The following is a 23,510-nucleotide window of genomic DNA, read 5'->3' as shown; positions in this document are numbered from 1 at the left end:
GGGAAACTAGGCGATCTGCTGCGTTCCGTCGTGGAAGGTAGGGTACGCGGAAATTGGTGTGACAGCGGCGGGAGCCTGCTTTGGCGGTTGCGTTGCAGCCTCCGGAGCCGGTCCGTCGACGGTCACGATTTCCATGGATTCCATATCCAGCAGACGCCTGGTCCCGGTCTGGTCGTTGAGCCAGAAGAGGTCGGTGCCGGCCACGGTCTTGACCACGGTGCCCTGGTGGTACAGGCGGCCGTTGTGCCACGCCTGGACGTAGTCTCCCGGGCTCAGCGCGTGCGGTTCTTCCTGGCTGCCGGGAAGTGCGCCGAAGGCCTGGGCCAAAGTGGCCTGTGTCTTCAGCGCTTGGAACAGGTCCCTGTTTGCAATGCCCATGGTTGCCTCCTCAGCTGGCTCCGTCATTTGCTTGGATCCAGCTTTGCGCAACTATGTTGCGGGCGCGTTGCAGGGGTATGAGCGCCGTGTGACGGCTCGGCAAGGCTGGCTTGCGAAGGCCCTACTCCTCAAAGGAGACGGGGAGCTGTCGGTCTCCGGCTATCCGGGCAACGACGGCCTCGGCTACCGCACGCAGTTTCATGTTGCGGTGGCTCGACGCGTCAACCAGGATCTGGAAGGCTGCATCGCGGTTGCACCTGCTCTGGGCCATGATGATGCCCACAGCGGTGTCGATGGTGGCCCGGGAATCCAGCGCCGCGACCAAATTCTCACGGGCATCCCGCAATTGGGAGAATTTGATTGCCAGATGCAGGGCCTTTGCTCCCGTGGCGGTTACGCGCTGGGCGGCCAGGACATCCTCTTCGTCGAAACCGTGCGGGTGCGCCGAGTACAAATTAACGACGGCGGCCGAGGTGCTGTTCACATCAAGGGGCAGCGCCAGGATGGCGCCAACATTCGTGTTTTCCACGGCTTGCATATAAGCCGGCCAACGATTCTCGCGCCGTATGTCAGGGACATGGGTCATGGTCCGCGTCCGGAGGGCAGTGAGGCAAGGGCCGTCCCCCAAACGGTTTTGAATTTCGTCCAATTGACGGGCAAGGGGGCTGCTGTCCGCGACTGCCACCGGCCTTTTCTGCCGCATGACAGTCATTCCACACGCGACCGGGTTGGCCGATGTGGTGAGCTCGTCCGCCGTCATATCCACCAACTCGTCGAGAAAGCAGGGAATGTCCGCATTTTTGATAAGCAGATCCTGGATTCGCTCCAGAAAATACGTCAGATCAGTGGGAGCTGCAGGGGGCGTTGAGTCAGGAATTTCAGAAAGATGATTTTGCATTTTTGCAGAAGATTGCTCTTCCTCATTGCGGGCCATTATGGCCTCAATTCAGCAAGGCCGGACTTCACGCGTCTCCGGCTGGGCGGCTGTGTGCTCGTGTTCGCGCACAACCCGGATTATCAGTCCCGGACTGTCAACATCCGGGATCTCATACTTCGACACTACGCTTATGGCGTGCAACACGATACAGCCAACCGTGCGTTCTTTGATTGCAACGATGTATTTCACCAGCACCGAAGGAGTGCCGCATGGCAGTGACCATGAACGACGTCGCGAAGGCCGCCGGGGTCTCGTTGAAGACGGTTTCCAATGTCATCAACAACTACGAATTCATCCGGCCAACCACGCGCCAACGTGTCCTGGACGCCATCGAGGAGCTCGGCTACGAAACCAACCTGACGGCCCGCAGCCTCCGATCCGGGAAAACCAACATGCTGGGCCTCGTCCTGGCCGACCTCTCCGTCCCCTATTACGCGGAGCTGGCGTCCGACATCATGAAAGCAGCCTGGCGTCGCGGCTACCGGGTCCTGGTGGAGCAGTCCGGCAACGAAGCAGGCCACGAGAAGGCAGCAATCCAGGGCCAATTCCGCAGCCTCACCGACGGCCTCCTGTTCATTCCCCTGGCCCTTGGTGCCGAGGAGATCATCCAGGCGGCGGGCACCAAGCCGTTGGTCCTCCTGGGGGAATATGTGCAGGACCCGCGCCTGGACATGGTCCTCATCCAGAACCAGGAAGCCGCCGCCGCTATTACCACCCACCTGCTGGCGGGTGGTCGCCGTCGTATAGCTGTCCTGGGAGCCGCCGACGGCGATACGACAGGCAGCGCGGGGCTGCGGCTCGGCGGGTACAAGGCTGCGCTCGCGGACGCCGGAGTCGGGTATGACCCAGCATTGGTGGTGCGGTGCCCGTGGCGGCGGGACGGGGGCGCGGAGGCGATAGCGGGACTGTTGGACAGCGGCGCGGAGTTCGACGCGGTGTTCGGCCTCAACGACGCCCTGGCCTTGGGAGCGCTTCACGAGCTTCTGGTCCGTGGAAAGAAGGTGCCGGAGGAGATCGCCGTGGCCGGTTTCGACGATATTGAAGAGGCGCGCTTCGCTTCGCCTTCGCTAACGACTGTGGCGCCGGGGCGTGCGGAAATTGCGGAGCGCGCCGTCGAACTCCTGATCGAGAGGATCGGAAGCGACCAGGAAACGTCCGGGGTCCGCCAGCCGGAAGCCGCCTTCGAGCTGAGGGTCCGGGATTCCGCGCCTTAGAGGTTGGTGCCGGGCCGGTTAGTCTTTGAGGAATGAACGTGATTCCAGCTGCCGTCCGTACCCCTGCCGTCATGATCGACGTCGATATCCTTGACCGCAACATCCAGCGGATGGCTGACAACATGCAGGGCCGGGGGCTGAATCTCCGCCCTCACGTTAAGACGCACAAGACGCTGGAGATTGCGCGCAAGCAGCTTGCTGCCGGTGCAGTCGGCATCACGGTTGCCACCATCGGGGAGGCTGAGGTCTTCGCGGCGGACGGCGTCAAGGACATCTTCATTGCGTACCCACTGTGGGTGGAAGCTGATCACGCTGACCGCCTCCGGGCCCTTGCCGCGACTTCCCGCTTGGCCGTTGGCGTCGATTCGGCGGAAGGCGCGACGGCGATGGGTCACCAATTGGGCTCGGACGCCGGTTCCGTCGAGGTTCTGATCGAGGTGGACAGCGGCCACCACCGCAGTGGTGTCCTTCCGGACGAGACAGTGGACGTGGCCCGTGCTGCGGCCGCGGCAGGGCTCAAGGTTGCCGGCGTCTTCACCTTCCCCGGCCACAGCTACAAACCCGGAATGCCAACGGGTGCGGCCGGCAACGAAAACGAGGCCTTGGGGCAGGCGGCTGCGGCACTCGAGTCGGCCAGCTTTGAGGTGCGGACCATCAGCGGTGGCTCCACTCCCACGGCACTCCTCGACGGGCCGACGGCGGCAACGGAGCTGCGCCCAGGCGTCTACGTCTTTGGCGATGCCCAGCAGCTGGAGCTTGAACGGTGTGCCTGGGACGACATTGCCCTGACGGTGGCCGCTACGGTGGTCAGCCGCCACGAAGCACGCGGCGGCAATGTCCGTCGCGTGGTGGTGGATGCCGGCAGCAAGGTCCTGGGCAGCGATCGTCCTGACTGGGCCACGGGTTACGCCCGGCTTCCCGAGTTCCCGGAGGCCCGGGTGACGGCGCTGTCCGAGCACCACGCCACGGTCGTCTGGCCGGATTCGGACGAGCTTCCGGCCCTGGGCACCCGGCTCCGGGTGATCCCCAACCACGTCTGCCTCACCATGAACCTGGTGGATGAGGTTTCAGTGGTGCGTGATGGTGCTGTGGTGGATACGTGGGCCGTGGCGGCGCGGGGCAGGAACAGCTAGGCCGGCACGCTCTCAAGCAGGGTGTGGAACGCTCGGTCGTGGTACACCAGCGGGGCTGAGTCGCCATCTGCTGCCCGGATGTCCTCAACGGTGGCCGCGAGCAGCACTGAGCCTCCCAGCGGTGCGCGGTGAATGATGTTGCACCGCAGCGCCCACCGGGCCTCCCGGAGAAGGGGTTCGCCGGTGGGCAGCCACTGCCAATCCATGTCTTCCGTGAAGCGGGGAGCCGTGGGGTCCGCAAATGTACGGGCCAGTTCGAGCTGCCCGGCCCCTACCAGGTGCACCACGATCGAGTCGGCCGCTGCAACGACCGACGCCGAACGGCCGCCGGTTACGGAGAACGCAAGCGTTGGTGGATCCACCGCCACCGACGCCACCGAGGACGCCGTGAGTCCCACCGGCCCGTCCGGCCCTGAGGCAGTGACGATCGCGACTCCCGCCGGGTGCGCACGGAATGCAGCCCTGAAGAGCTCGCCGACAGCCGGGTCCGGCAGGGGATTGTGGTGGGTCATCGCTATACCTTTGGTGGAAAGTGCTCGAATGTGGCACCGCTGGGCGCACAGTATCCGATGCTAGAACCTCAACATTAGTTGAGGTCAATTCGGGGCCTTCCGACCCCCCGCTGAGACAGATCGGAAACGTGGCTGAAACTTCCGCTCCTTACGCTGGTCACACCAGGCCAGCTGTGCCCAGCCAGAAGGAGATGTCGTGCACCTATTGCCCCGTGAGCAGGAGAAACTCATGATCGTGGTGGCCGCAGACCTCGCACGGCGCCGCCAAGGCCGCGGGCTTAAGTTGAACTACCCCGAAGCAGTGGCAATCATCAGCTACGAGCTCATCGAAGGTGCCCGCGACGGCAGGACCGTGGCGGAACTCATGAGCTACGGAACCACCCTGCTCAGCCGCGAAGACGTGATGGAGGGCGTTCCGGAGATGATCCATGATGTCCAGATCGAGGCCACGTTCCCTGACGGCACCAAGCTCGTCACCGTCCACAACCCCATCCGCTAGGAGCCCCCATGATCCCCGGTGAATACAGGCTCCGGCCAGGTTCCATCACCTGCAACAGCGGTCGTGAGGCCATCGCCGTCGAGGTCGTGAACCGCGGCGACCGTCCCGTGCAGATCGGCTCGCACTACCACTTCGCCGAAGCGAACCGTGCCCTGGAGTTCGACCGCGAAGCCGCCTACGGCCGCCGCCTCGACATCCCGGCGGGCACAGCCGCACGCTTTGAACCGGGGGACAGGAAGACGGTCCAACTCATTGAACTTGCGGGGTCCCGCGAAGTCTTCGGCCTCAGCAATGCTGTCAACGGAAAGCTCGACGGCGGTACCGGCGTTTCCGGGGAAGCCCGCCCAGGCGTCGCAGCGGAAAGGGACCACCAGTGAGCTTCGAGATATCACGCAAGCAGTACTCCGAACTCTACGGACCCACCACCGGCGACGCCATCCGTTTGGCGGATACGGAGCTAATCCTCGAAATCGAGAAGGACTACACGGTCCATGGCGAAGAAGTGGTCTTCGGCGGGGGCAAAGTCATCCGCGACGGCATGGGCCAGAACGGCCAGCTGACGCGCTCAGAGGACATCCCGGATACCGTCATCAGCAACGTTGTGGTCCTGGACTACACGGGGATCTACAAGGCCGACATTGCCCTGAAAGACGGGCACATCTTCAAGATCGGCAAGGCCGGAAATCCGCAGATCACCGATGGCGTGGACATCGTCATCGGCGCCAGCACCGAGATCATCGCCGGTGAACGGAAAATCCTCACAGCCGGCGGCATCGACACCCACATCCACTTCATTTCTCCAGAGCAGGTGCCGGCCGCATTGTGCAACGGCGTCACCACCATGGTGGGCGGCGGCACCGGTCCGGCCGAAGGTACCAAAGCCACCACCATCACGCCCGGCGCTTGGCACATCTCCAGGATGCTGCTCGCGGCCGAGGGGCTGCCCGTGAACATCGGCCTATTCGGTAAGGGCCACGCGTCCGCCGTCGAGCCCCTCGCTGAGCAGATCCGCGCAGGTGCGGTAGGGCTGAAAGTCCACGAGGATTGGGGCTCAACCACGTCCTCGATTGACATGTCCCTCCGCGTGGCGGACGAATACGACATCCAGGTGGCCATCCACACAGACACCCTCAACGAGTGCGGCTTCGTGGAGGACACCATCCGGGCCATCGACGGCCGCGTCATCCACACCTTCCACACCGAAGGCGCCGGCGGCGGCCATGCCCCGGACATCATCAAGATCGCCGGTCTGCCGAACGTCCTCCCCGCATCGACCAACCCCACCCTGCCGTACACGAAGAACACCATCGAAGAGCACCTGGACATGCTCATGGTGTGCCACCACCTCAACCCGGACATCCCCGAAGACGTGGCTTTCGCCGATTCCCGGATCCGTGCCGAAACCATCGCCGCCGAAGACGTCCTGCACGACCTCGGCATCTTCGCCATTACCTCATCTGACTCCCAGGCCATGGGCCGGGTGGGCGAAGTGGTGACCCGGACCTGGCAGGTAGCCGACGCCATGAAACGCCAGCGCGGTGTCTTGCTCGATCCGTCAGGGACGGTGCACGGATCCCCGGAATCCGACAACTTCCGGTTGAAGAGGTACGTGGCCAAATACACCATCAACCCGGCGATCGCGCAGGGCATGGCCAACGTCATCGGCTCCGTGGAAGAGGGCAAATTCGCCGATCTGGTGCTGTGGGACCCCGCCTTCTTCGGCGTGAAACCGGAACTCGTCATCAAAGGCGGGCAAATCGCTTACGCCCTCATGGGCGACTCCAACGCCTCCATCCCCACCCCACAACCACGCACCATGCGGCCCATGTTCGCCACCTACGGTAAGGCGCTGCAACAGACGTCCATCACGTTCCTGTCCCAAGCAGCCATCGACGCCGGGGTGCCCGCCGAACTCGGCCTTGAACGCATCATCAAACCCGTTACCGGCATCCGCAACCTGAGCAAGGCGGACCTCAAATTCAACGGCGAAACGCCGGACATCGCCGTCGACCCCGAAACCTACAAAGTGACGGTCGACGGCGAAGAAGTCACCTCCCAGCCGTCCGACGTGCTGCCCATGGCGCAGCGCTACTTCCTGTTTTAGGAGCCTGCATGATCATCGAGAAAATCCTGGGCAACCTGCACGAGCAACCCGGGGACTTCACCGGGCACCACAAGGAAAAGGTGGTGCTTCCCAGTGCGTTACTGGTCAAACGCATCCAGCGCGTCACCACCGACCACGGCAAGGAACTGGGCATCCGGCTCCCAAGCGGTTCAGGGGACCTCCGCGACGGCGACATCCTGGCCGCGGACGACCACAACGTCATTGTCATCTCCGTGCTGCCCACCGACGTCCTGGTGATCGCGCCGCGAAGCATCCACGAAATGGGTGTTGTGGCACATTCGCTCGGCAACCGGCACCTGCAGGCACAGTTCTTCGATGCGTCCTCTGAGTACGGGGCCGAGGTCATGGTTTGTCAGTACGACCACACTGTCGAGGATTACCTGAAGAGCGTCGGCGTCCCCTACGACAGGCAAGAACGGGTCATGCCGGTGCCGTTCCGCCATGCCGAGCACTCGCACTAAGCGTTTGCCCGCAACTTGTGGCGGCTGGGGCGCCGCCCCGGATTTTGGGCCGTGCCCGCTTCGCGATGCCCGCCACGCCGCGGCCCAAAAATCCGGCGCGGCTGGCTGTCTCCTCACCCTTGAGGGCGCTCGATGAGTGCGACATATCAGCTTGCTCTTCAACAGTTGACCGACTCGGCTTTGCCTACGGGGGCGTTTGCTCATTCTTTGGGGTTTGAGGGCTATATCGAGCGGGGGCTTGTTGGGGATGAGGTCGCTTTTGGGGTTTGGCTTTCCGCTTTAGTGGGGCAGCAGTTGACCTATTCTGATGGGTTGGCTCTTCGCTTCCTTTATGAGGGGGTGGATGTGGGGTTGTTGGACTCTGTTCTTTCGGGGCAGCTGTTGGCTCGGGAGGTGCGGGAGGCTTCGCTGAAGATGGGTGGGCGGCTGCTTGAAATTGGCGGGGAAGTGTTTCCTTCGAGTGAGTTGGATGCCTACCGGGAGTTGGTTCGTGAAGGTGGAGCTTCCGGGCATCAGCCCCTGGCTTTTGGGGTCATTGCGCGGTCGCTCGGGGTTCCCTTTGAGGAAGCCCTTGGCGCCTACCTGTTCGCCACGGTTACTTCGCTGACGCAGAACGCCGTTCGCGCCATACCGCTGGGGCAGAACGCCGGGCAGCGGGTACTTCGCCACGCGCACGACGCCGTTGCTGCCGCCATCCAGGTTGTAGCACAGCTGTGCTGGGACGACTTTGGGGCGGTAAGTCCTGGACTGGAAATTTCACAAATGCGGCACGAGAGGCAACGCGCCCGCATGTTCATGAGCTAAAGCAGGAGGACACATGACTGAACCCATCAAAATCGGCATCGGCGGACCCGTCGGAGCAGGAAAGACCCAGCTCGTGGAGCGGATCACCCGACACATGAGCCGTGACATCTCCATGGCCGCCATCACCAACGACATCTACACCATCGAGGACGCAAAAATCCTCGCCGCCAACGGCATCCTGCCCGAAGACCGGATCATCGGCGTCGAAACCGGCGGCTGCCCGCACACGGCCATCCGCGAAGACACCTCCATGAACACGGCTGCCATCGAAGAACTGAAAGCCCGCCACCCCGGGCTGCAGGTCATCTTCGTCGAATCAGGCGGCGACAATCTCTCGGCAACCTTCAGCCCGGAGCTCGTGGACTTCTCCATCTACATCATCGACGTCGCCCAGGGCGAGAAAATTCCCCGCAAGGCCGGCCAAGGCATGATCAAATCCGACCTCTTCATCATCAACAAGACCGACCTCGCACCCCACGTCGGCGCGGACCTGTCCATCATGGAGCGGGACTCCAAGGAGTTCCGCGGTAATAGGCCGTTCTGCTTCACGAACCTCAAGACGGACGAGGGGTTGGAAGACGTCCTCAACTGGATCCGGCGGGATGTCCTGATGCTCGACCTCGCCTCGTGAGTCTGGTTGCGACGGCGGCTTCGCCGGATTTTGGGTCGTGCCCGTCCCCAGCTGCTCCCAACTCTCGCAAGCTCGAGTCGGGGCCCTCGCAGCAGTGGGCCCCCCGCGGAGCCCGCCACGCCGCGGCCCAAAAATCCGGCTCAGCCGCCTCGGCGGTCCAGTCACCCCGAGGTGAACTCCGGTTGCGCATTGCCCAAAGTTCCGGGAGGGCTGTGGCTTCTTGGCAGTTTCATGAGGGGGCTTTGCGGGTTTTGAGGCCGCACTATCTCGATGAATCCGGGCAGGTTTGTTATGTCATGGTCAATCCGGGTGGGGCGTATCTGGGGGCGGATTTGTTCCTCATCGAGGTGGAGGTTGAGGACGGGGCTGACCTGCTCCTCACCACGCAGTCGGCCACCAAGGTGTATCGGACGCCCGGCTCCTTTGCCGAGCAACGGATGAGCGTGCGGCTGGGGGAGGGCTCGCGGCTGGAGCTGTTTCCCGACCAGTTGATTGCCTACCGTGAGGCGAGCTACCGGCAGAATTCGCACATCAGTCTCCACCCGACGTCGTGCTTTGTGATGGCCGAAGTCATCACGCCCGGCTGGTCGCCCGACGGCGCGGCGTTCCGATACGAGGAAGTTCGGCTCAGGAACGAGATCCGCGTCCAGGCCGCCAACGGGGAACGGCTGCTGGCGCTCGACAACCTGCTTATCCGGCCTCCCCTCAACGATGTGACGGGGCTGGGGTTCATGGAGGGCTTCAGCCATCTGGGGTCGCTGGTGGTGGTGGACCCACGGGTCGACCAGGGGCTCGCTGACCAGTTGCATGAACTGACCCGCGGATTCGAGGCGTACACCGGAGTTTCTTTGACCGCGACTATTGCCGGAACTACCGGGCTTGTGCTGCGATCGTTGTCGAACAGCACCGAAGAACTCAACACACTGCTGGGTGCCTGCACCAACTTCCTTCGCGAACGCTGGTACGGGCAGGAGCCCCTGAACCTGAGGAAATACTGATGACTGCGTTGACCGAGTTCGCCACCATGTACCGCGAACGGGACGCCCTGTCCCTCCGGACGCGCCTGCTGTTCACCTTCGGTGCAGTGGCCGCATTGCATCTTGCCGCCGTCGTGCTTTTGCTTGCCGGAAGCGCGGGCGGCGCCCAACCGCTGGCGCTCGGGCTGGTGGTAACCGCTTACGTGGCGGGTATCAAGCACAGCTACGACTGGGACCACATCGCGGCCATCGACAACTCGACGCGCAAGTTCGTAGCCCAGCGGAAGGACCCGGTGAGCGTTGGGTTCGCGTTCAGTCTGGGGCACAGTTCCGTGGTGATCCTGGCCGGGCTGCTGGTGGTTGCAGGGGCCACGCTGATCGGGCAGTTCATGGAGGACGGCACCACCGGCAACATGGTGCTGGGCCTGATCGGCAGCGGGGTTTCCGGCCTCTTCCTGCTGGCGATGGGCCTGTTCAACGGCTCCGCATTCATCCGTGCCACGCAGGTCTACCGGAAAGTGCAGGGTGGCGGTGAGTTGCACCCTGAAGACCTCGAAGCCAAAGGTTTTGTGGCCCGGCTGCTGGCAAAGCCCCTGTCCAAGGTGGAGCGGCCCAGGAACATCTACGTGATCGGTTTCCTGTTCGGCCTGGGTTTCGATACCGCCACCACCATCGGGCTGCTGGTCATCACGACGACGGCGTCACTCGCCGGCGTTTCGCCGCTCGCCCTGATGGCCCTGCCGCTGGCGTTCGCGGCAGCCATGACACTGTGCGACTCCATCAACGGGGTTGCCATGATGAAAATGTACAAATCCGCCATACACAATCCCCGGCGGAAACTCGGCTTCAACGCCGTCGTTACAGGCATCTCGGCAGTTTCGGCACTGTTCATTTCCGTGATTACGCTTGGCGGCTTCCTCAACGCCGCTTTCGGACTGAATGATCCTCTGACAACCTGGCTCGGCGGAATCGACCTGGGCGATGCCGGCTTGATCCTCGTGGCGTTGTTCGTGATCGTGTGGGGTGTGTCTGCCTGGCGCGGACGGCGCGGGCGGGCGCTGCGGCACGCGGCATAGGCAGACACCCACAAAAATTTCCCGCTCCCTGTAACCATCGGGCCTGAGCCGGAAACTAGACAAGTATCCTGCAGGTTCGGGCTCTATATTTCAGGGGGAAAATCGTGCTTTCCGAGCGCGAATTGGCGTTCATCGCCATTCACAAAGACAGCTATCCAGCCGTATTCAAGTTTGTTCGCCGAAGGGTTGAATCGGCGGAGATAGCCGAAGAGATCGCCGCGGACGTTTTCCGCGTGGTGTGGCAAAAATGGACCGACGAGTCCACTCCGGAACTTCCGTACCTTCTGACGGTTGCCCGCAACCTGGTGGGGAATGCGTACCGGAGCCGCGATAGACGACTCGCCCTGCAGGAAAAGCTTCGCACGACGGCGGTCCAGCGCTTTGGTGATGACTCCGAAAACGTCGTGGTACAGGACGCTTTGATGCGAATGCGGGAACAGGACCGTGAAATCCTGCAGCTCGCCTATTGGGATGACTTGAGCACAGCTGAGATTGCCGGAGTCCTGCAATGCAGCGAATCAGCGGCGAAGGTCCGCCTGCACCGCGCACGCACAGCTTTCCGCAAACAGATGCCTGCGGGAGTCGAATTTACTACACAGAAGTTGGGGGCCTGAAGATCATGGATCCTATCAAGAACCAAATTTCAGCGATTGACCCGTGGGATATGGATGATGCTCCGGAGCCGAAGGGTGATGAAGCGCTCCACAGAATCCTGTCCGGGACCACTGTATTCAGTGACACGGATTCTCATTCAAATGTGACTGCCCTTGATAAGCGAAGGGCGCGGAAGTTCCAGATTGCCGGGGGATTGCTGCTCGGTGCTGCCGCAGTGACAACCGGCGTCCTGGTGGCTGCCTACTTTGGGCCGGTCAGCGCCACTCCTGCTCCTGCTGCGACGGTGACTTCCGCCGACGCCACAGCCACGCCCACAGCGTCCGCCCCGCCGTCGCCGACGGCCACGCCAACCGCCAGTCCTGCAGCGACGCCCACAGCAGTTGCAACGCCCCAGCCCACCTCCACGCCGGTCGCTACAGTCCCAGTGGCGGCCCCAACGCCCATTTCGACAACGACTCTGCCGCATGCTGCCCAAGTCCAGAGCTACACGTTCCCCGATGGACACCTCTCCTTCAGCTACCCGGTTGGATGGAGCGTTAAGACGGAGCAGGGTCCATACCTGTCAGAGGAAACGAAAGCGGCTTCGCAGGGGGCCACTGTCATGGACAGCGCCGGGACGCCCGTTGCCTACGTGTACAGCGGATTCTATGGCGACGGTACGGGCGCGTTCGTAAAAAGGACGGTCTTTGACCAGGCTCCAGTCACGGAGATCATGGCTTCGGATGCGCCGGATGACCTGGTGCAGTTCGGGTTCTTCTCGGATGTGGGAGCCCAGATGGTTGAGCCCGGCCAGGATCCTGCGGCTGCCTTGGAGGACCAGACCCCGCACTACTCGATGGATGTCCGTCGCAGCTCGCAGCTGGGCTCAGGCTTGACCGGCTCGGGAACCAACCAGATCAAAATGCCGAACGGGATCATGGCCGCACGCGTCATTTTCGACTACGAGAAGCAACCGATCTTCGCCACCCCCGAAGCTGCAAAGGCCTGGATGGGAACCACGCAATACCAGCAGTTGAAGTCCCTGCTTTTGAGCCTTCGGTATCAGTAGCTGCGTGCATCACATGACAAGTCACATTACTTTTTTGTCAATTACATGACTTTCTTGTAGATAGATCTTCTTCATTGCGCTAGCCTGAACTCGTCGTTGCGCAGCAAATGGGGTGCCTGGTTTCGATGCTTCCCTTGCGTGCGGCCTCTTAATGGTCTCAAGCAAAGGAATCATTCAATGAAATCCCCTTCCTCCCGTACCAGGGCCATCGCAGCTTTTACCGCAGGTCCTGTCGCTGTCCTCATTGCCGGGGCCATGGTGTGGCAAGGCTCGCAGGCCGCCTTCACGGCCACCACGCGCAACTCTGGAAGCTCATGGAGCACCGGCAGCGTCACACTGACAGATGACGACCTTGGCGCCGCAGCATTCACGGTGGAGAACATCGTTCCGGGGCAGACGGGCCAGAAGTGCATCGTGGTGACGTCGAATTCCAATGTGCCGGGCGAAGTGCGTGCTTATACGCAGAACCTGATTGCGGACAGGGGTCTGGAAAACCGCATCTTCTTCGACCTGGAGCAGGGCACGGGAGGGTCGTTCAACGATTGCACCGGCTTCACTCCCACGGCCAACACGGTTCCGGAGCTGCCTCTTTCCACCCTGGCAGCGAACAGCCGCGACTATGCCACCGGTGGTTCAATCTGGGATACCACGGGCACTCCGGGGGAGACTCAAAGCTACCGGGGCACGTGGCGTTTCGACACCACGGGTTTGACCCAGGACCAGGTGAATGCGCTGCAGGGCGCCAGGGTGGGGCTTGACCTCGTGTGGGAGCTGCAGTCGGACACCGCACCTACCCCGTAGCCGTACGACGGGACCCATCACTGAATCGTGAGCTTGGACCATAAGGACAGCGCCGCACAGGCCCTGTTCTCCGCTGAAGGATGGGTGCCTTTCGTCGTGGGCATCGTTGCCCGGGTCTACCTGGGCATCTCCCTGAGCTTGGCGGTGATCGCCCTGTTCCCTGCGTTGCTGGGATGGGGCGGAAGCGTGGTTCAAAGTGGCTCCATGGAGCCGCACATCAGCCCCGGTGATGTGGTCCTCTCGTCCAAACTCACGGACGCCGAGCCTGTACCTGTGGGCGGTGTGGTGGAGTTCCTGAGTCCGGCCGAGGCGGAGCCGGACGGGACCGAAAAGACGCGGCTCCACCGCATCGTCGGGGCCAACGACGACGGCAGTTACATCACTGCCGGCGACGCCAACTCGGACGTCGACAGCACGCCCATGGAGCGGGAACAGATCACCGGCCGAGCCCGGCTGTTGGTGCCCATGGTCGGTCTGCCGGGACTGTGGTTGACGCATGGGACACTGCCGCAGCTCGCCGTGTGGTCGGTGGGCACGCTCCTGGCCGTGGTGTGTGCGATTTACCTGGGCGGCTCGTCCGTTGATGGCGCGGCACGGCCGCAGCGGGACGGACATAAAGCCCGACGGCGGCCTTCCACAGGGCGCCCGGCAGCGATCGCCCTGCCGGCCCTCTGGGCGAATCCGCGTGTCAAAGCCGTGGCTGCGTTCGTGCTGGCCGCGCTGATCGCGGTCCTGGTGGTTCTCGGCGCAACTGCGGGTACTTCCGCTGCCGCCTTCACCTCCGCCACGTCCACCTCCGGTAACAAATGGGCGGCGGCACCAGACTGGAATCCCCCAACAGTGTCCTTGGCTGATCCAGGCACTTCCGTCAAGGACACCGTTGCCCTCCCGGCCACAGCGCAGGACGCCGAATCCGGCATCAGAAGTATCGACGTCGAATACCTCCGCGATGGGGCGTCCGCCTGGACGAATATCTGCTCCGCTCCCAGTGCGGCGGTTACATGCCAGTGGAACACCAAAGCGGGGCCCGACGGCGGCTACAGCCTACGTGCGCGTGCCACGGATAATGCCGGACTCGCCTCGGTGACCGCTCTCCGCAGCACGACCGTCGCCAATAACCTGCTGGTGGTCCTTGCCAGCCCGGCCGAAGCCATCCGGGGCAACGTGCCGCTTTCCACCACGCTGCTTGGCGCTGGAAACTCGATTTACACGGTACGGGTGGAGTACTCGGTGGCCGGGGCGAACAAGTGGAACATTGCCTGCCCCAGCATCCTGGCCCCTTACAGCTGCACGTGGAACACTGCGCTTGTGGCCAATGAAAGCTACGATCTCAGGGCCGTGGCCGTATCCGGCCTGACAACTACGTACTCGGCAGTCGTTACGGATATCACCGTCGACAATCTTGCCCCCACTGTTGCCCTTACGGACCCGGGAACACCGCTCAGTGGTGTCCGGACCCTGGCGGCAACCAGCACCGATGCACACTCGGGCGTTGCCCAGGTCAGCCTGCAATATGCGCGCACCGGGGCCAGCACCTGGAGTACGGCGTGCACCGTCACTGACAGCCCCTATTCCTGCCGTTTCGACACCACAGGGGTGGCCGATGGGGGTTACTCCTTCCGCGCGGTCAGCCTTGACGCGGCAGGGAACAGCACCACCTCCGCTGCCGTCAGCAGGACCGTGGACAACACGGTCGCATCGGTGTCCTTGGAGGATCCCGGGGCGTACCTGACGGGGACCGTGCCTCTGACGGCGGCCGCGAACTCAACGGCCGGGGTGGCTTCCGTCAAGATCCAGGCAGCCCCTGCCGGCACAACCACTTGGAGCACGCTCTGCACTCTGGCCGCCACTCCCTACGCCTGCAACTGGAACACGGTCGCAAGTGCGGATGGGCTGTACGATCTCAGGGCCGTGTTGACGGACCGCAACGCCAAGGACACCATTTCATCCACGGTGGCATCGCGAAGGGTGGACAACAGCCCGCTCCGTGCGGCGGACATCCGTGCCAACAACGGCGGGCTCACCCAGGGAAGGCTGGAGGCCGGAGATTCCCTAAGCTTTGTGTACAGCCAGCAGGTCAACCTGGCTACGGTCACTCCCGGCTGGTCGGGGGCGTCCCTGCCGGTAACCGTTCGTCTCCGGGATGGCAACGTACTGGGGCTGGGGAACTCGCAGGACGTTTTGGATGTCCAGAGGACCGGTAGCAGCGTGAATCTGGGGTCTGTGAACCTAAAGCAGAACTTCGTCAAGAGCCGTAAGACCGTCATCTTCAACGCCAACATGACGGCCAGCACGGAGACGGTAGCCGGCGCACCGCGGACTGTGGTCACATTGGTGCTGGGCACCGCGGCCAGCGGGGGATCCGGTGTTCGAACGGCGGGGGCTGCTGCCGCCATGATCTGGACTCCGACGGCCGCCGTTACGTCCCTCTCGGGAGCTGCTTGCTCACTCGCTCCGCTCACTGAGCCAGGCGCCTTGGATAGAGACTTCTAGCAGCTGCTGTGCGCTTGCATGCCGGTGGGAATAAACGTTGTGCAACTGCCCATAACGAAGCGTCCGCGGCTTACATAGGGTTAGAGAGATCTACTTCACACAGTGCCCCGATCTACCCCAAGGATGAGTTTCAACGATGAAGAGCATCGCCCTCCTGCGCGAACGAGCCACCCGCGTCATGCCCACTGGTTCCCACTGCCCGGCGTCGGGTCTGTGGAGCCCGGACTGCGAACCGGACACCGTCCAGGTCTTCGCTGAGGGCCACGTGCTGCCGGCCTACAACGGTGTCCCGACTCTGTGGAGGCGGCGCACTTCCGCCGAAGTATCGGCATGACCAGCTCCATCCTGAACCGCCCGGCCGACTACCGCCACGTGCCTGCTTCCGAGTGGGCAGACCTCAGCGCCGGCCATCCTGTGTGGATTTACGACGTCGCGTGGGGCGCCGGCAAGGGTCGCGTGGACGATGTCTCAAAGCACCAGGAATTGCTCTGGGTGGTCCTCGAACCGACCGGCCGGAAACTCATCTGCGGCACGGACGACGTCGAGGTGTGGTCCGCCTGAAAAGCTCGCCGAGATGGCAAATAATGGCAATGTCTGAGCGGATCATTGCCATTAAGTGCCATCTCGGTGTTATTTAACCGGCGACGAGCAACATGCTGGGTGAGCCAGTCTCCACCCGGCCCACGGGTCCGTCCGGCAGTCCGGTTTGCGGGTCCAGCCTGAAACCCACGACGTCGTCCGAGCCTTCGTTGGCGACGTACAGCCAGCCCTCGCGGACCAGGTGGTGGCGCGGCCACTCGCCGCCGCAGGGCACCTCGCCGACAGGCTCAACTCCGGAGCCGTCGGCGGAAACTTCCAGCACGCAAATACGGTTGGTACCCCGCACGCCCACATAGGCGAAGCGACCGTCCGGGGACAGCGCGATCTCCGCACCGGCGTCGCCGTCTTTTGCTCCGGCGCTGCTCGCGGGCACCACCGAGGCCAGTTCGTACGTGCCGTCAGGTTCCATCCGCACCGCCGCAACTTCAACGGAGTACTCGGTGTCCACGAAGACCGTTCCGCTGTGGTGCCGGGCCATATGCCGTGGCCCCGAACCCATCGGCAGGACCAGTTGGTGGTCTGCCTGCAAACCCTCGCCGGGAATGTACTGCCACACCCGGACCAGGTCGTGGCCCAGGTCCGTCGTCATCACCCGGCCGTCAGGAAGCATCAGGCTCGAATGCGCCCGACTGGGCCTGGCGTCCGGAGACGTCCCGGCATGGGGGTCGACGGCGGCTGCCGCACTCGCGCGCGAGGTGATGGCGCCGTCGTCGTCCAGTTCGAAAAGGATGACCTGGCCGTCGCCCCAACAGGTGGCAACGATAAAGCGGCCCTGGGGATCCGCCGCGACATGGCAGGTCGCTTCTCCGGTGGGCCATGGCTCGCCGAAGGCTTCCAGCTTGGCCTCGCCCGTCCGGCGGTAAGCCTGTACATGGCCCGCTTCTTCTGCCACCGCGTACAGCACCGGAAGTGTGGGGTGCGACGCGAGGAACGACGGCGAGTCCGCGGCAACGGCCAATCCCAGTGACGTGAGATGTCCTTCTGAATCGGCGGAGATGGCAGCGATTCCCTCGCCCTTGGCGTTTCGGTCGGCGGTGTAGGAACCGGTCCAGATAACAGTTTCCATGGCAGTCCTCCTTAGTGTCCCTGAACATCCGAGTCGACGCCTGCGTCGGGGCCGGCGTCGAGGGTTTGCAGTTTGCTGAGGTCGTCATGGTCAAGCTCGAAGTCGAAGACGTCCAGGTTCTCCCTCATGCGCTGGGGATTCGCGGTTTTGGGAATGGCGACCAGTCCTTGCTGCACGTGCCAGCGGAGCACCACTTGGCCCGGTGTTTTCCCATACTTTTCACCAACGGAAGCCAGCACGGGTGCGTTCAGCAAGTCGCTGCTCGCGCCCAACGGACTGTAGGACTCGGTGACGATGCCGTGGCGCTCGTTGTAAGCCCGTGCCGCCGGGCGGGGAATCGAGGGACTGAGCTGGATTTGATTCACGGCAGGAACCACATCTGTTTCGCGGAACAACTGATCCAGGTGCGCCGGCTTGAAGTTGGACACTCCGATGGAGCGCACCTTGCCCGATGCCTGGAGCTCCTCAAAGGTTTTCCACGTGGAGATGAACTCACCCCGGCGGGGGAGGGGCCAGTGGATGAGGAGCAGGTCAACGTACTCCAGCCCAAGGCGTTCCAAGGAGCCATCCAGGCCATCCACGGCCCTGCCGTCACCCTGGAAGGCGCCGTCCAGCTTGGTGGTGATGAACAGCTCCGAACGGTCCACTGCGGCCGCCCTGATCCCGTTGCCCACGCCCTTCTCGTTGCCGTACTTCACCGCGGTATCAATGTGCCGGTAGCCGCAGGAAACAGCATCCGCCACGGCATCGGCAACTTCCGCATCATTCAGTGGCCAAGTGCCAAGGCCGATCTGCGGGATCTTGTGGTGATCGTTCAGTTCGATAAGCGGGGCAAGTTCCATGGGCTGCTCTCCTCTACGTTTCTACGTTTCTACGCTGGCCGTTCACTGCTTGGCAACCGTTATCGCCGGGACCAATCAAAGAGCCGGTCACTCAGTTCCATGTAGTCCTCGCTCACCACCTGCAGCTCAGGGTGGTTGTCATGCCACTCGACGATTTCCCTGGCGCCATCCGCGAACGGAATTGTTGCCCGGTAATCGGGGACGAGCGCTTTGATCTTGGAATTATCGAAAACCACCGAGTGCGAACGGTCGCCCAACAGATTCGGCCCGAGTTCGGCGCTGTGTCGGGCAATGGTGTCCGAGGAAACGTGGAACAGTTCCGGCTCCTCCACGCCGGCGGCCCGGGCGAACAGGCGATAGATCTGGTTCCAGGGCAGGAACTCGTCCGAGGTAATGGTGTAGCTCTCTCCGACGGCCTGCGGCCTGCCCAGCAGCCCCACGAACGCCTTGGCAAAGTCACGGCTGTGGGTGAGGGTCCAGAGGGAGGTGCCATCGCCGTGGACCATGACCGGCTTGCCTGCCCGCATCCGGTGGATGTCGGTCCAGCCGCCCACCATCGCTATCTTGGTCCGGTCGTAGGTATGGGACGGGCGAACCACGGTCAGGGGGAAATCAAAGTCCCGGTATGCCCCGAACAGCAGCTCTTCACACGCGATCTTGTCCTGCGAATACGTCCAAAACGGGTTCTTCAGCGGCGTGGATTCGCGGATGGGCAACGTAGTGGGCGGCTTCTGGTACGCCGAAGCGGAACTGATGAAGACGTACTGTCCCGTCCGCCCGCGGAACAATTCCAACCCGGCCCGGGCGTGATCCGGGGTGAACGAGATGAAGTCCGCAACGGCGTCGTACTCCCTTCCCTGAAGCACCTCACGCACAGCCTCCGGGTCGCGCATGTCCGCGTGCAGGACTTCGGCTCCGTCGGGTACCGGCCGACCGGCCGACTGTCCTCTGTTGAGGATGGTCAGCCGGTGGCCCAGCGCGACGGCGCGTTCAGCCGCCGCCGCGCTGATGACCCCGGTCCCGCCGATGAACAGGATGTTCCGCGGCGAGACGGTGTCCGCTTCCGCCCCAAGGCTGCTGGGGAGGAGGGCGGTCACCAGGCGTAGTCCTCGGGCGCGGGACGATGGCCCGGGAAGATGTCGTCAAGCCGCTTGAGCGCGTCCTCGTTCAGGGAAACGTCCAGCGCGCGGATGGCCGCGTCCAGCTGTTCCTGGGTGCGCGGACCAACGATCGGCGCCGTCACCGCAGGCTGATGAAGCAGCCAAGCCAGTGCAACGTCGCCGGGCTTCTGCCCCAACTCGTCAACGAAATCCTCGTACTGGCGGATCTGGTCCTCGTGCTTCTTGAGGGTCTCCAGTGCCCGGCCCTCCGTTCGGCGGACGCCCTGCTCCTCCTTCTTGAGCACGCCGCCCAGCAGGCCACCCTGCAGCGGGGACCACGGGATCAAGCCAAGGCCATACTGCTGCGCGGCCGGAATGACTTCAAGCTCCAGTTCACGCTTGAAGAGGTTGTAGATGGACTGCTCGCTCACCAGGCCGGTGTAGTTCCGCCGCCGGGCCGCTTCCTGGGCCTGGGCGATGTGCCAGCCCGCAAAGTTGCTGCTGCCCGAGTAAAGAATCTTGCCCTGCTGGACGGCTACCTCGATGGCCTGCCAGATCTCGTCCCACGGAGTATCGCGGTCGATGTGGTGGAACTGGTAGATGTCGATGTAGTCCGTCTGCAGCCGCTTAAGGCTCGCGTCCAGTGCCCGCCGGATGTTCAGGGCGGAGAGCTTGGACTCGTTCGGCCGGTCCGTCATGGTGCCGTAGAGCTTGGTGGCGAGCACAGTCCGTTCACGGCGCTCGCCGCCCTTGGCGAACCAGCGGCCAATGATCTCCTCGGTCCAGCCGCGGTGCTCCACTCCGCCGTAGACGTTGGCGGTGTCGAAAAAGTTGATGCCGGAGTCCAGCGCCGAATCCATGATGGAGTGCGCGGTTGCCTCGTCGGTCTGCGGGCCAAAGTTCATGGTTCCAAGGCAGAGACGTGAAACCTTCAGGCCCGAACGGCCCAGATGGGTGTACTGCATTTCTTTTGGTCCTTTTGTCTGGTCTTAGAGCTGCGTAAAAGCGGCGACGGCGGGATCGGAACCGATGCGGGCACCGGCCTCCAGGGCGGTGATGGCCGCGAGTTCGGATTCCGTGAGGGTGAGGTCGGCTGCGCCGAAGTTCTCCCGCATCCGGGCCGAGTCGGCGGACTTGGGGATCACGATGGTTCCCTGAGCCAAGTGCCAGGCAAGGATCACCTGCGCAGGAGTAGTATCGTGCGCCGCGGCGATGAGGGCCACCTGCTCCGCGTTGAGGTCCTTGCCTTGTCCCAGCGGGCTGTACGCCTCAACGGCAATCGTGAGGTCGCGACACTTGTTGGCGAGGTCGCCCTGCTGGAACGTGGGGTGCAGCTCGATCTGGTTCACGGCAGGAACCACTTCGGCTTCCCGCAGCAACGTGTCCACATGCTCGGCGAGGAAGTTGGAGACACCGATCGCCCGGATTTGCTTGTCCTGGTAGAGCTTCTCCATTTCCTTCCAGGCCTGCGTGTAAAGCCCTTGGGAAGGAACCGGCCAATGGATGAGGTAGAGGTCGATCACTTCCAGATCCAAGGCATCACGGCTTCGCTGGAAAGCGTCGTAGGCCTCTCCTTGCTCGCCGTTGCGAAGCTTGGTGGTGATGAAGAGTTCTTCCCGGGGAATCCCCGAGGCCTTGATCGCGGCGCCAACTCCGGCCTCGTTCCGGTAGGCGGCTGCGGTGTCTATGTGGCGGTACCCGGTTTCCAAGGCATCTTCCACCACCTTCTGCGTTTCGTCGGCGGGCACTTGGAAGACACCAAATCCCAGCTGCGGGATGGTGACGCCGTTGTTCAGGGTCAGCTCTGGCATGACGGTCTCCTTCGACGGGATGTATATGGCCGTGGCGCTCCGGTGTTGCGCCCGTGCCGTGGCCGGGCATCAGAAAGCGTTTTCGGAGGCTCAGTATTGAGCCTATGCAGTTTTGGAGGCAGAGTCAGCACTACAGCCTGATCTTGTTTTTCCTAGGTCTGGTAGTCCTACCCACAACAGTGGCCTTTCACACGCCCTGGGCGGCAGAATGGACGGATGGGTCAGAGCGCCGAGTTCGGCAAATTCCTTAAAGTCATGCGTGCCCGTCTCCAACCCGAGGACGCCGGAGCGCAGGATTCCAGCGGCTCACGAAGGGTCCCGGGCCTTCGCCGCGAAGAGGTCGCGCGTCTCTCCGGCGTGAGCACGGACTACTACACCCGCCTGGAACAAGGGCGCAATATCCACCCCTCCAGGGCTGTCCTGGACTCCGTGGCACGGGCACTGCGCCTTGACCCGGGGGAGCAGGCGCACATGATGGACCTCCTGGAGCACTGTGCCAGTTCCGCCGGCAACCCCGGCCCCGTGCAGAAGGTCCGGCCCGCGTTGAGGCAGTTGCTTGACGCGGTGGGGGAGGTTCCGGCCCTGGTTCTTGGCCGGCGTGCGGATGTCCTGGCCGGAAACCGCATGGCGCACCTGTTGTTCACGGACTTCTCCTCGTTGCCGGCGCCGGAGCGCAACCTCACCCGCTGGCTACTCCTGGACCCCGCGGCTTGCGCGTTGTTCCGCGACTGGAAGACCGTTGCTGCCGAGGCCGTGGGCGCGCTCCGCATGGACGTCGGCCGGCATCCCAACGATCCCGAAACGAACCAGCTGGTAGGGGAACTCGCAGTCCACAGCGAGCAATTCCGTCAATGGTGGGCCGGGCACAGGGTTGCCACCCGCGCCGCAGGCACCGTGAGGCTGCACCACCCGGTGGTCGGGGACCTGGAACTGAACTTCGAGACGCTCAGTCTCCCGGACGATCCCGACCAGCACCTTCGGGTCTATTCAGCGAAGGCCGGTTCGCCGTCGTCGGACGCTTTGATGCTGCTCAGCAGCTTTGGTGAGGTGGATACGGTGGCTCCCCAACCTGAACCGGCCCGCCGGGATGACAGTTAATGCCAATGTTCGCCTGAAACATTGGCATTAACTGTCAACTCGTGGAAGGGGAGTCAGCGCTCCAGCCGGAAGCCGAGCTTGATGGTGACCTGCCAGTCGGCGACCGCGCCGTCTTCGAGGTGTCCGCGGATTTCCTTGACCTCGAACCAGTCGAGGTTCCGCAGTGTTTGGGACGCTGTTGCAATGCCGTTCTTGATTGCGTCGTCAACGCCCTCGGTGGAAGTTCCTACAATCTCGGAAACGCTATAGGTGTGGCCAGCCATGGTGCTCCTCATCAACGTGTTACGAATCTTGGGAAATCCAGGCCTGCGGGGCAGGCCGTTCATGCAGACTAGCCCACGGAACTCCGCGCGGCCAGAGGTGGTGCGGCTTAGCTTTCGCGCCAGTCGTGGCTGGTGATGTGTGAGCCGGCCTGGGGTCCCATCTGCAGCATTCCGCCGTCCACGGGCCACGAAGCTCCGTTGACGTAGCTGGCAGCCGGGGACGCCAGGAAAGCGATGACGGCGGCTATTTCCCGGGCATCTCCGGGACGTCCGAGCGGCACACCGGGCCGGTCCTTGGTGGTGGGGTCCTCGTCCTCCTGGCCCGTCATCGGGGTGGCGATCTCGCCGGGAGCCACGTTGTTGGCGGTGATGCCGTGTTCGGCGAGTTCCAGGGCCATGGTCTTGATGAGTCCGCCGAGACCGTGCTTGGAGGCATCGTAGGCCGAGGCGCCAACCCGCGGCTGGAATTCATGGACGCTGGTGACGGCGATGATGCGGCCGCCGCGTCCAGCCTTGACCATGCGCTTCGCCGCCGTTTGCATGGCGACGAACGCCCCGTTGAGATTGGTGTTCAGCGTGGACATCCACGTTTCGTAGTCCAGATCCAGGAACTTGGTGCCGTCACCAGTTCCGGAGTTGTTCACGAAGACGTCCACGCCGCCAAGCTCTTCCGCGAGCTTGTCCACGGCGGCGGCAGTTCCCTGCGGGTCGGTGGTATCCAGCTGCTGGACCACCGCCTTGCGGCCCAAGCCGCGGACCTCCCCGGCCGTCTTTTCGGCGCCCTGCTGGTCCGAGTACCAGGTGATTCCCACATCCATGCCTGCCTGGGCCAACGCCACCGCCGTGGCACGCCCGATCCCTGAATCCGAGCCTGTGACGATGGCGGTCTGCGGGGCAAATGGTGCGTCGCTCATGGTCGTGCCTTTCAGTGACGTGATGGTTCCGATGATGTATCCCTACCCTCACGCCCCGGCGGTAAACACTCCCGGCGCAAACAGGTCATCCCCGTGGATGGCTATGGAGTGT

At 63.2% G+C, this 23,510-nt stretch carries 27 protein-coding genes; 17 read left to right on the top strand and 10 right to left on the bottom strand.

Features of this window, described 5'->3' with window-relative positions:
• Positions 1–6: 6 nt before the first annotated feature.
• Both ACFUOZ_RS10710 and ACFUOZ_RS10705 read right to left on the bottom strand, forming a co-directional pair.
• Positions 7–378: a hypothetical protein gene (locus ACFUOZ_RS10710; RefSeq protein ID WP_377547736.1), complete on the bottom strand. Its 372-nt coding sequence runs from the start codon at positions 376–378 to the stop codon at positions 7–9.
• Positions 379–499: 121 nt separating this feature from the next.
• Positions 500–1,276 carry a GAF and ANTAR domain-containing protein gene (locus tag ACFUOZ_RS10705; RefSeq protein WP_377547734.1) on the bottom strand — a complete coding sequence of 259 codons (777 nt, stop codon included), beginning with the start codon at positions 1,274–1,276 and terminating at the stop codon, positions 500–502.
• Between the two features lie 248 nt (positions 1,277–1,524).
• On the opposite strand from ACFUOZ_RS10705, the gene ACFUOZ_RS10700 reads away from it, so the two are divergent.
• Positions 1,525–2,529 carry a LacI family DNA-binding transcriptional regulator gene (locus tag ACFUOZ_RS10700; RefSeq protein ID WP_377547731.1) on the top strand — a complete coding sequence of 335 codons (1,005 nt, stop codon included), beginning with the start codon at positions 1,525–1,527 and terminating at the stop codon, positions 2,527–2,529.
• A gap of 32 nt (positions 2,530–2,561) precedes the next feature.
• A complete protein-coding gene (locus ACFUOZ_RS10695; RefSeq protein ID WP_377547729.1) occupies positions 2,562–3,662 on the top strand; it encodes a D-TA family PLP-dependent enzyme in 1,101 nt (366 codons plus the stop codon).
• Here ACFUOZ_RS10695 and ACFUOZ_RS10690 read toward each other — a convergent pair.
• A complete protein-coding gene (locus ACFUOZ_RS10690; RefSeq protein ID WP_377547726.1) occupies positions 3,659–4,174 on the bottom strand; it encodes a flavin reductase family protein in 516 nt (171 codons plus the stop codon). The genes ACFUOZ_RS10695 and ACFUOZ_RS10690 overlap by 4 nt on opposite strands.
• A 196-nt stretch (positions 4,175–4,370) precedes the next feature.
• On the opposite strand from ACFUOZ_RS10690, the gene ACFUOZ_RS10685 reads away from it, so the two are divergent.
• From ACFUOZ_RS10685 to ACFUOZ_RS10620, 14 genes are all read left to right on the top strand, one after another.
• A complete protein-coding gene (locus ACFUOZ_RS10685) occupies positions 4,371–4,673 on the top strand; it encodes an urease subunit gamma (RefSeq protein WP_281452098.1) in 303 nt (100 codons plus the stop codon).
• Positions 4,674–4,681: 8 nt separating this feature from the next.
• Positions 4,682–5,050, top strand: a complete 369-nt coding sequence (locus ACFUOZ_RS10680; RefSeq protein ID WP_377547724.1) for an urease subunit beta — start codon at positions 4,682–4,684, stop codon at positions 5,048–5,050.
• On the top strand, positions 5,047–6,777 hold the full coding sequence (ureC, locus tag ACFUOZ_RS10675; protein ID WP_377547722.1) for an urease subunit alpha: 1,731 nt from the start codon (positions 5,047–5,049) through the stop codon (positions 6,775–6,777). The genes ACFUOZ_RS10680 and ureC overlap by 4 nt, the downstream gene beginning before the upstream one ends.
• A gap of 8 nt (positions 6,778–6,785) precedes the next feature.
• Positions 6,786–7,259 carry an urease accessory protein UreE gene (ureE, locus tag ACFUOZ_RS10670; protein ID WP_377547720.1) on the top strand — a complete coding sequence of 158 codons (474 nt, stop codon included), beginning with the start codon at positions 6,786–6,788 and terminating at the stop codon, positions 7,257–7,259.
• 132 nt (positions 7,260–7,391) lie between these two features.
• Positions 7,392–8,063 carry an urease accessory protein UreF gene (locus ACFUOZ_RS10665; protein WP_377547718.1) on the top strand — a complete coding sequence of 224 codons (672 nt, stop codon included), beginning with the start codon at positions 7,392–7,394 and terminating at the stop codon, positions 8,061–8,063.
• A 13-nt stretch (positions 8,064–8,076) separates the two neighbouring features.
• Complete coding sequence (ureG, locus tag ACFUOZ_RS10660; protein ID WP_377547716.1) at positions 8,077–8,694, top strand: urease accessory protein UreG; 618 nt, start codon at positions 8,077–8,079, stop codon at positions 8,692–8,694.
• Positions 8,695–8,990: 296 nt separating this feature from the next.
• Positions 8,991–9,692, top strand: a complete 702-nt coding sequence (locus tag ACFUOZ_RS10655; RefSeq protein ID WP_377547713.1) for an urease accessory protein UreD — start codon at positions 8,991–8,993, stop codon at positions 9,690–9,692.
• Positions 9,692–10,747, top strand: coding sequence for a HoxN/HupN/NixA family nickel/cobalt transporter (locus tag ACFUOZ_RS10650; RefSeq protein ID WP_377547711.1), 1,056 nt, complete (start codon positions 9,692–9,694; stop codon positions 10,745–10,747). The genes ACFUOZ_RS10655 and ACFUOZ_RS10650 overlap by 1 nt, the downstream gene beginning before the upstream one ends.
• A gap of 104 nt (positions 10,748–10,851) precedes the next feature.
• Positions 10,852–11,361, top strand: coding sequence for an RNA polymerase sigma factor (locus ACFUOZ_RS10645; protein WP_377547709.1), 510 nt, complete (start codon positions 10,852–10,854; stop codon positions 11,359–11,361).
• 143 nt (positions 11,362–11,504) lie between these two features.
• Positions 11,505–12,410 (top strand): hypothetical protein, encoded by a 906-nt coding sequence (locus ACFUOZ_RS10640; protein ID WP_377547706.1) that lies wholly within the window; start codon positions 11,505–11,507, stop codon positions 12,408–12,410.
• Positions 12,411–12,587: 177 nt separating this feature from the next.
• Complete coding sequence (locus tag ACFUOZ_RS10635; RefSeq protein ID WP_377547704.1) at positions 12,588–13,211, top strand: hypothetical protein; 624 nt, start codon at positions 12,588–12,590, stop codon at positions 13,209–13,211.
• A 27-nt stretch (positions 13,212–13,238) separates the two neighbouring features.
• Entirely contained in the window at positions 13,239–15,704 is a 2,466-nt protein-coding gene (locus ACFUOZ_RS10630) for a S26 family signal peptidase (protein ID WP_377547702.1), read from the top strand.
• Positions 15,705–15,840: 136 nt separating this feature from the next.
• A complete protein-coding gene (locus tag ACFUOZ_RS10625) occupies positions 15,841–16,038 on the top strand; it encodes a hypothetical protein (RefSeq protein ID WP_144663110.1) in 198 nt (65 codons plus the stop codon).
• Entirely contained in the window at positions 16,035–16,265 is a 231-nt protein-coding gene (locus ACFUOZ_RS10620) for a hypothetical protein (RefSeq protein ID WP_377547700.1), read from the top strand. Before ACFUOZ_RS10625 ends, ACFUOZ_RS10620 begins: the two co-directional genes overlap by 4 nt.
• A 73-nt stretch (positions 16,266–16,338) precedes the next feature.
• On the opposite strand, the gene ACFUOZ_RS10615 is transcribed toward ACFUOZ_RS10620, so the two are convergent.
• From ACFUOZ_RS10615 to ACFUOZ_RS10595, 5 genes are read right to left on the bottom strand one after another with little or no spacing between them, the layout of a single operon-like run.
• Positions 16,339–17,370: a lactonase family protein gene (locus ACFUOZ_RS10615; protein ID WP_377547698.1), complete on the bottom strand. Its 1,032-nt coding sequence runs from the start codon at positions 17,368–17,370 to the stop codon at positions 16,339–16,341.
• Between the two features lie 11 nt (positions 17,371–17,381).
• Positions 17,382–18,212 carry an aldo/keto reductase gene (locus tag ACFUOZ_RS10610; protein WP_377547695.1) on the bottom strand — a complete coding sequence of 277 codons (831 nt, stop codon included), beginning with the start codon at positions 18,210–18,212 and terminating at the stop codon, positions 17,382–17,384.
• A 59-nt stretch (positions 18,213–18,271) separates the two neighbouring features.
• Positions 18,272–19,309, bottom strand: coding sequence for an NAD-dependent epimerase/dehydratase family protein (locus ACFUOZ_RS10605; RefSeq protein WP_377547692.1), 1,038 nt, complete (start codon positions 19,307–19,309; stop codon positions 18,272–18,274).
• Complete coding sequence (locus ACFUOZ_RS10600) at positions 19,306–20,277, bottom strand: aldo/keto reductase (RefSeq protein ID WP_144663106.1); 972 nt, start codon at positions 20,275–20,277, stop codon at positions 19,306–19,308. The genes ACFUOZ_RS10605 and ACFUOZ_RS10600 overlap by 4 nt, the downstream gene beginning before the upstream one ends.
• Before the next feature lie 24 nt (positions 20,278–20,301).
• The gene (locus tag ACFUOZ_RS10595; protein WP_377547689.1) at positions 20,302–21,123 is read right to left on the bottom strand and encodes an aldo/keto reductase; all 822 of its coding nucleotides are present in this window, start codon (positions 21,121–21,123) and stop codon (positions 20,302–20,304) included.
• A gap of 216 nt (positions 21,124–21,339) precedes the next feature.
• Between ACFUOZ_RS10595 and ACFUOZ_RS10590 the strand changes: the two genes are divergently transcribed.
• Positions 21,340–22,221, top strand: coding sequence for a helix-turn-helix transcriptional regulator (locus ACFUOZ_RS10590; protein WP_377547687.1), 882 nt, complete (start codon positions 21,340–21,342; stop codon positions 22,219–22,221).
• A 53-nt stretch (positions 22,222–22,274) separates the two neighbouring features.
• Here ACFUOZ_RS10590 and ACFUOZ_RS10585 read toward each other — a convergent pair whose 3' ends face one another.
• Both ACFUOZ_RS10585 and ACFUOZ_RS10580 read right to left on the bottom strand, forming a co-directional pair.
• Positions 22,275–22,484 (bottom strand): dodecin, encoded by a 210-nt coding sequence (locus ACFUOZ_RS10585; protein WP_011773002.1) that lies wholly within the window; start codon positions 22,482–22,484, stop codon positions 22,275–22,277.
• Between the two features lie 107 nt (positions 22,485–22,591).
• Positions 22,592–23,398, bottom strand: a complete 807-nt coding sequence (locus ACFUOZ_RS10580; protein WP_377547685.1) for an SDR family oxidoreductase — start codon at positions 23,396–23,398, stop codon at positions 22,592–22,594.
• Between the last annotated feature and the right edge of the window lie 112 nt (positions 23,399–23,510).

The organism is Paenarthrobacter sp. NPDC057355 (assembly GCF_042667405.1).
Lineage (GTDB): Bacteria > Actinomycetota > Actinomycetes > Actinomycetales > Micrococcaceae > Arthrobacter.
The sequence above is the reverse complement of the archived record's forward strand: the minus strand, read 5'-3'. Positions and strand labels throughout refer to the sequence as shown.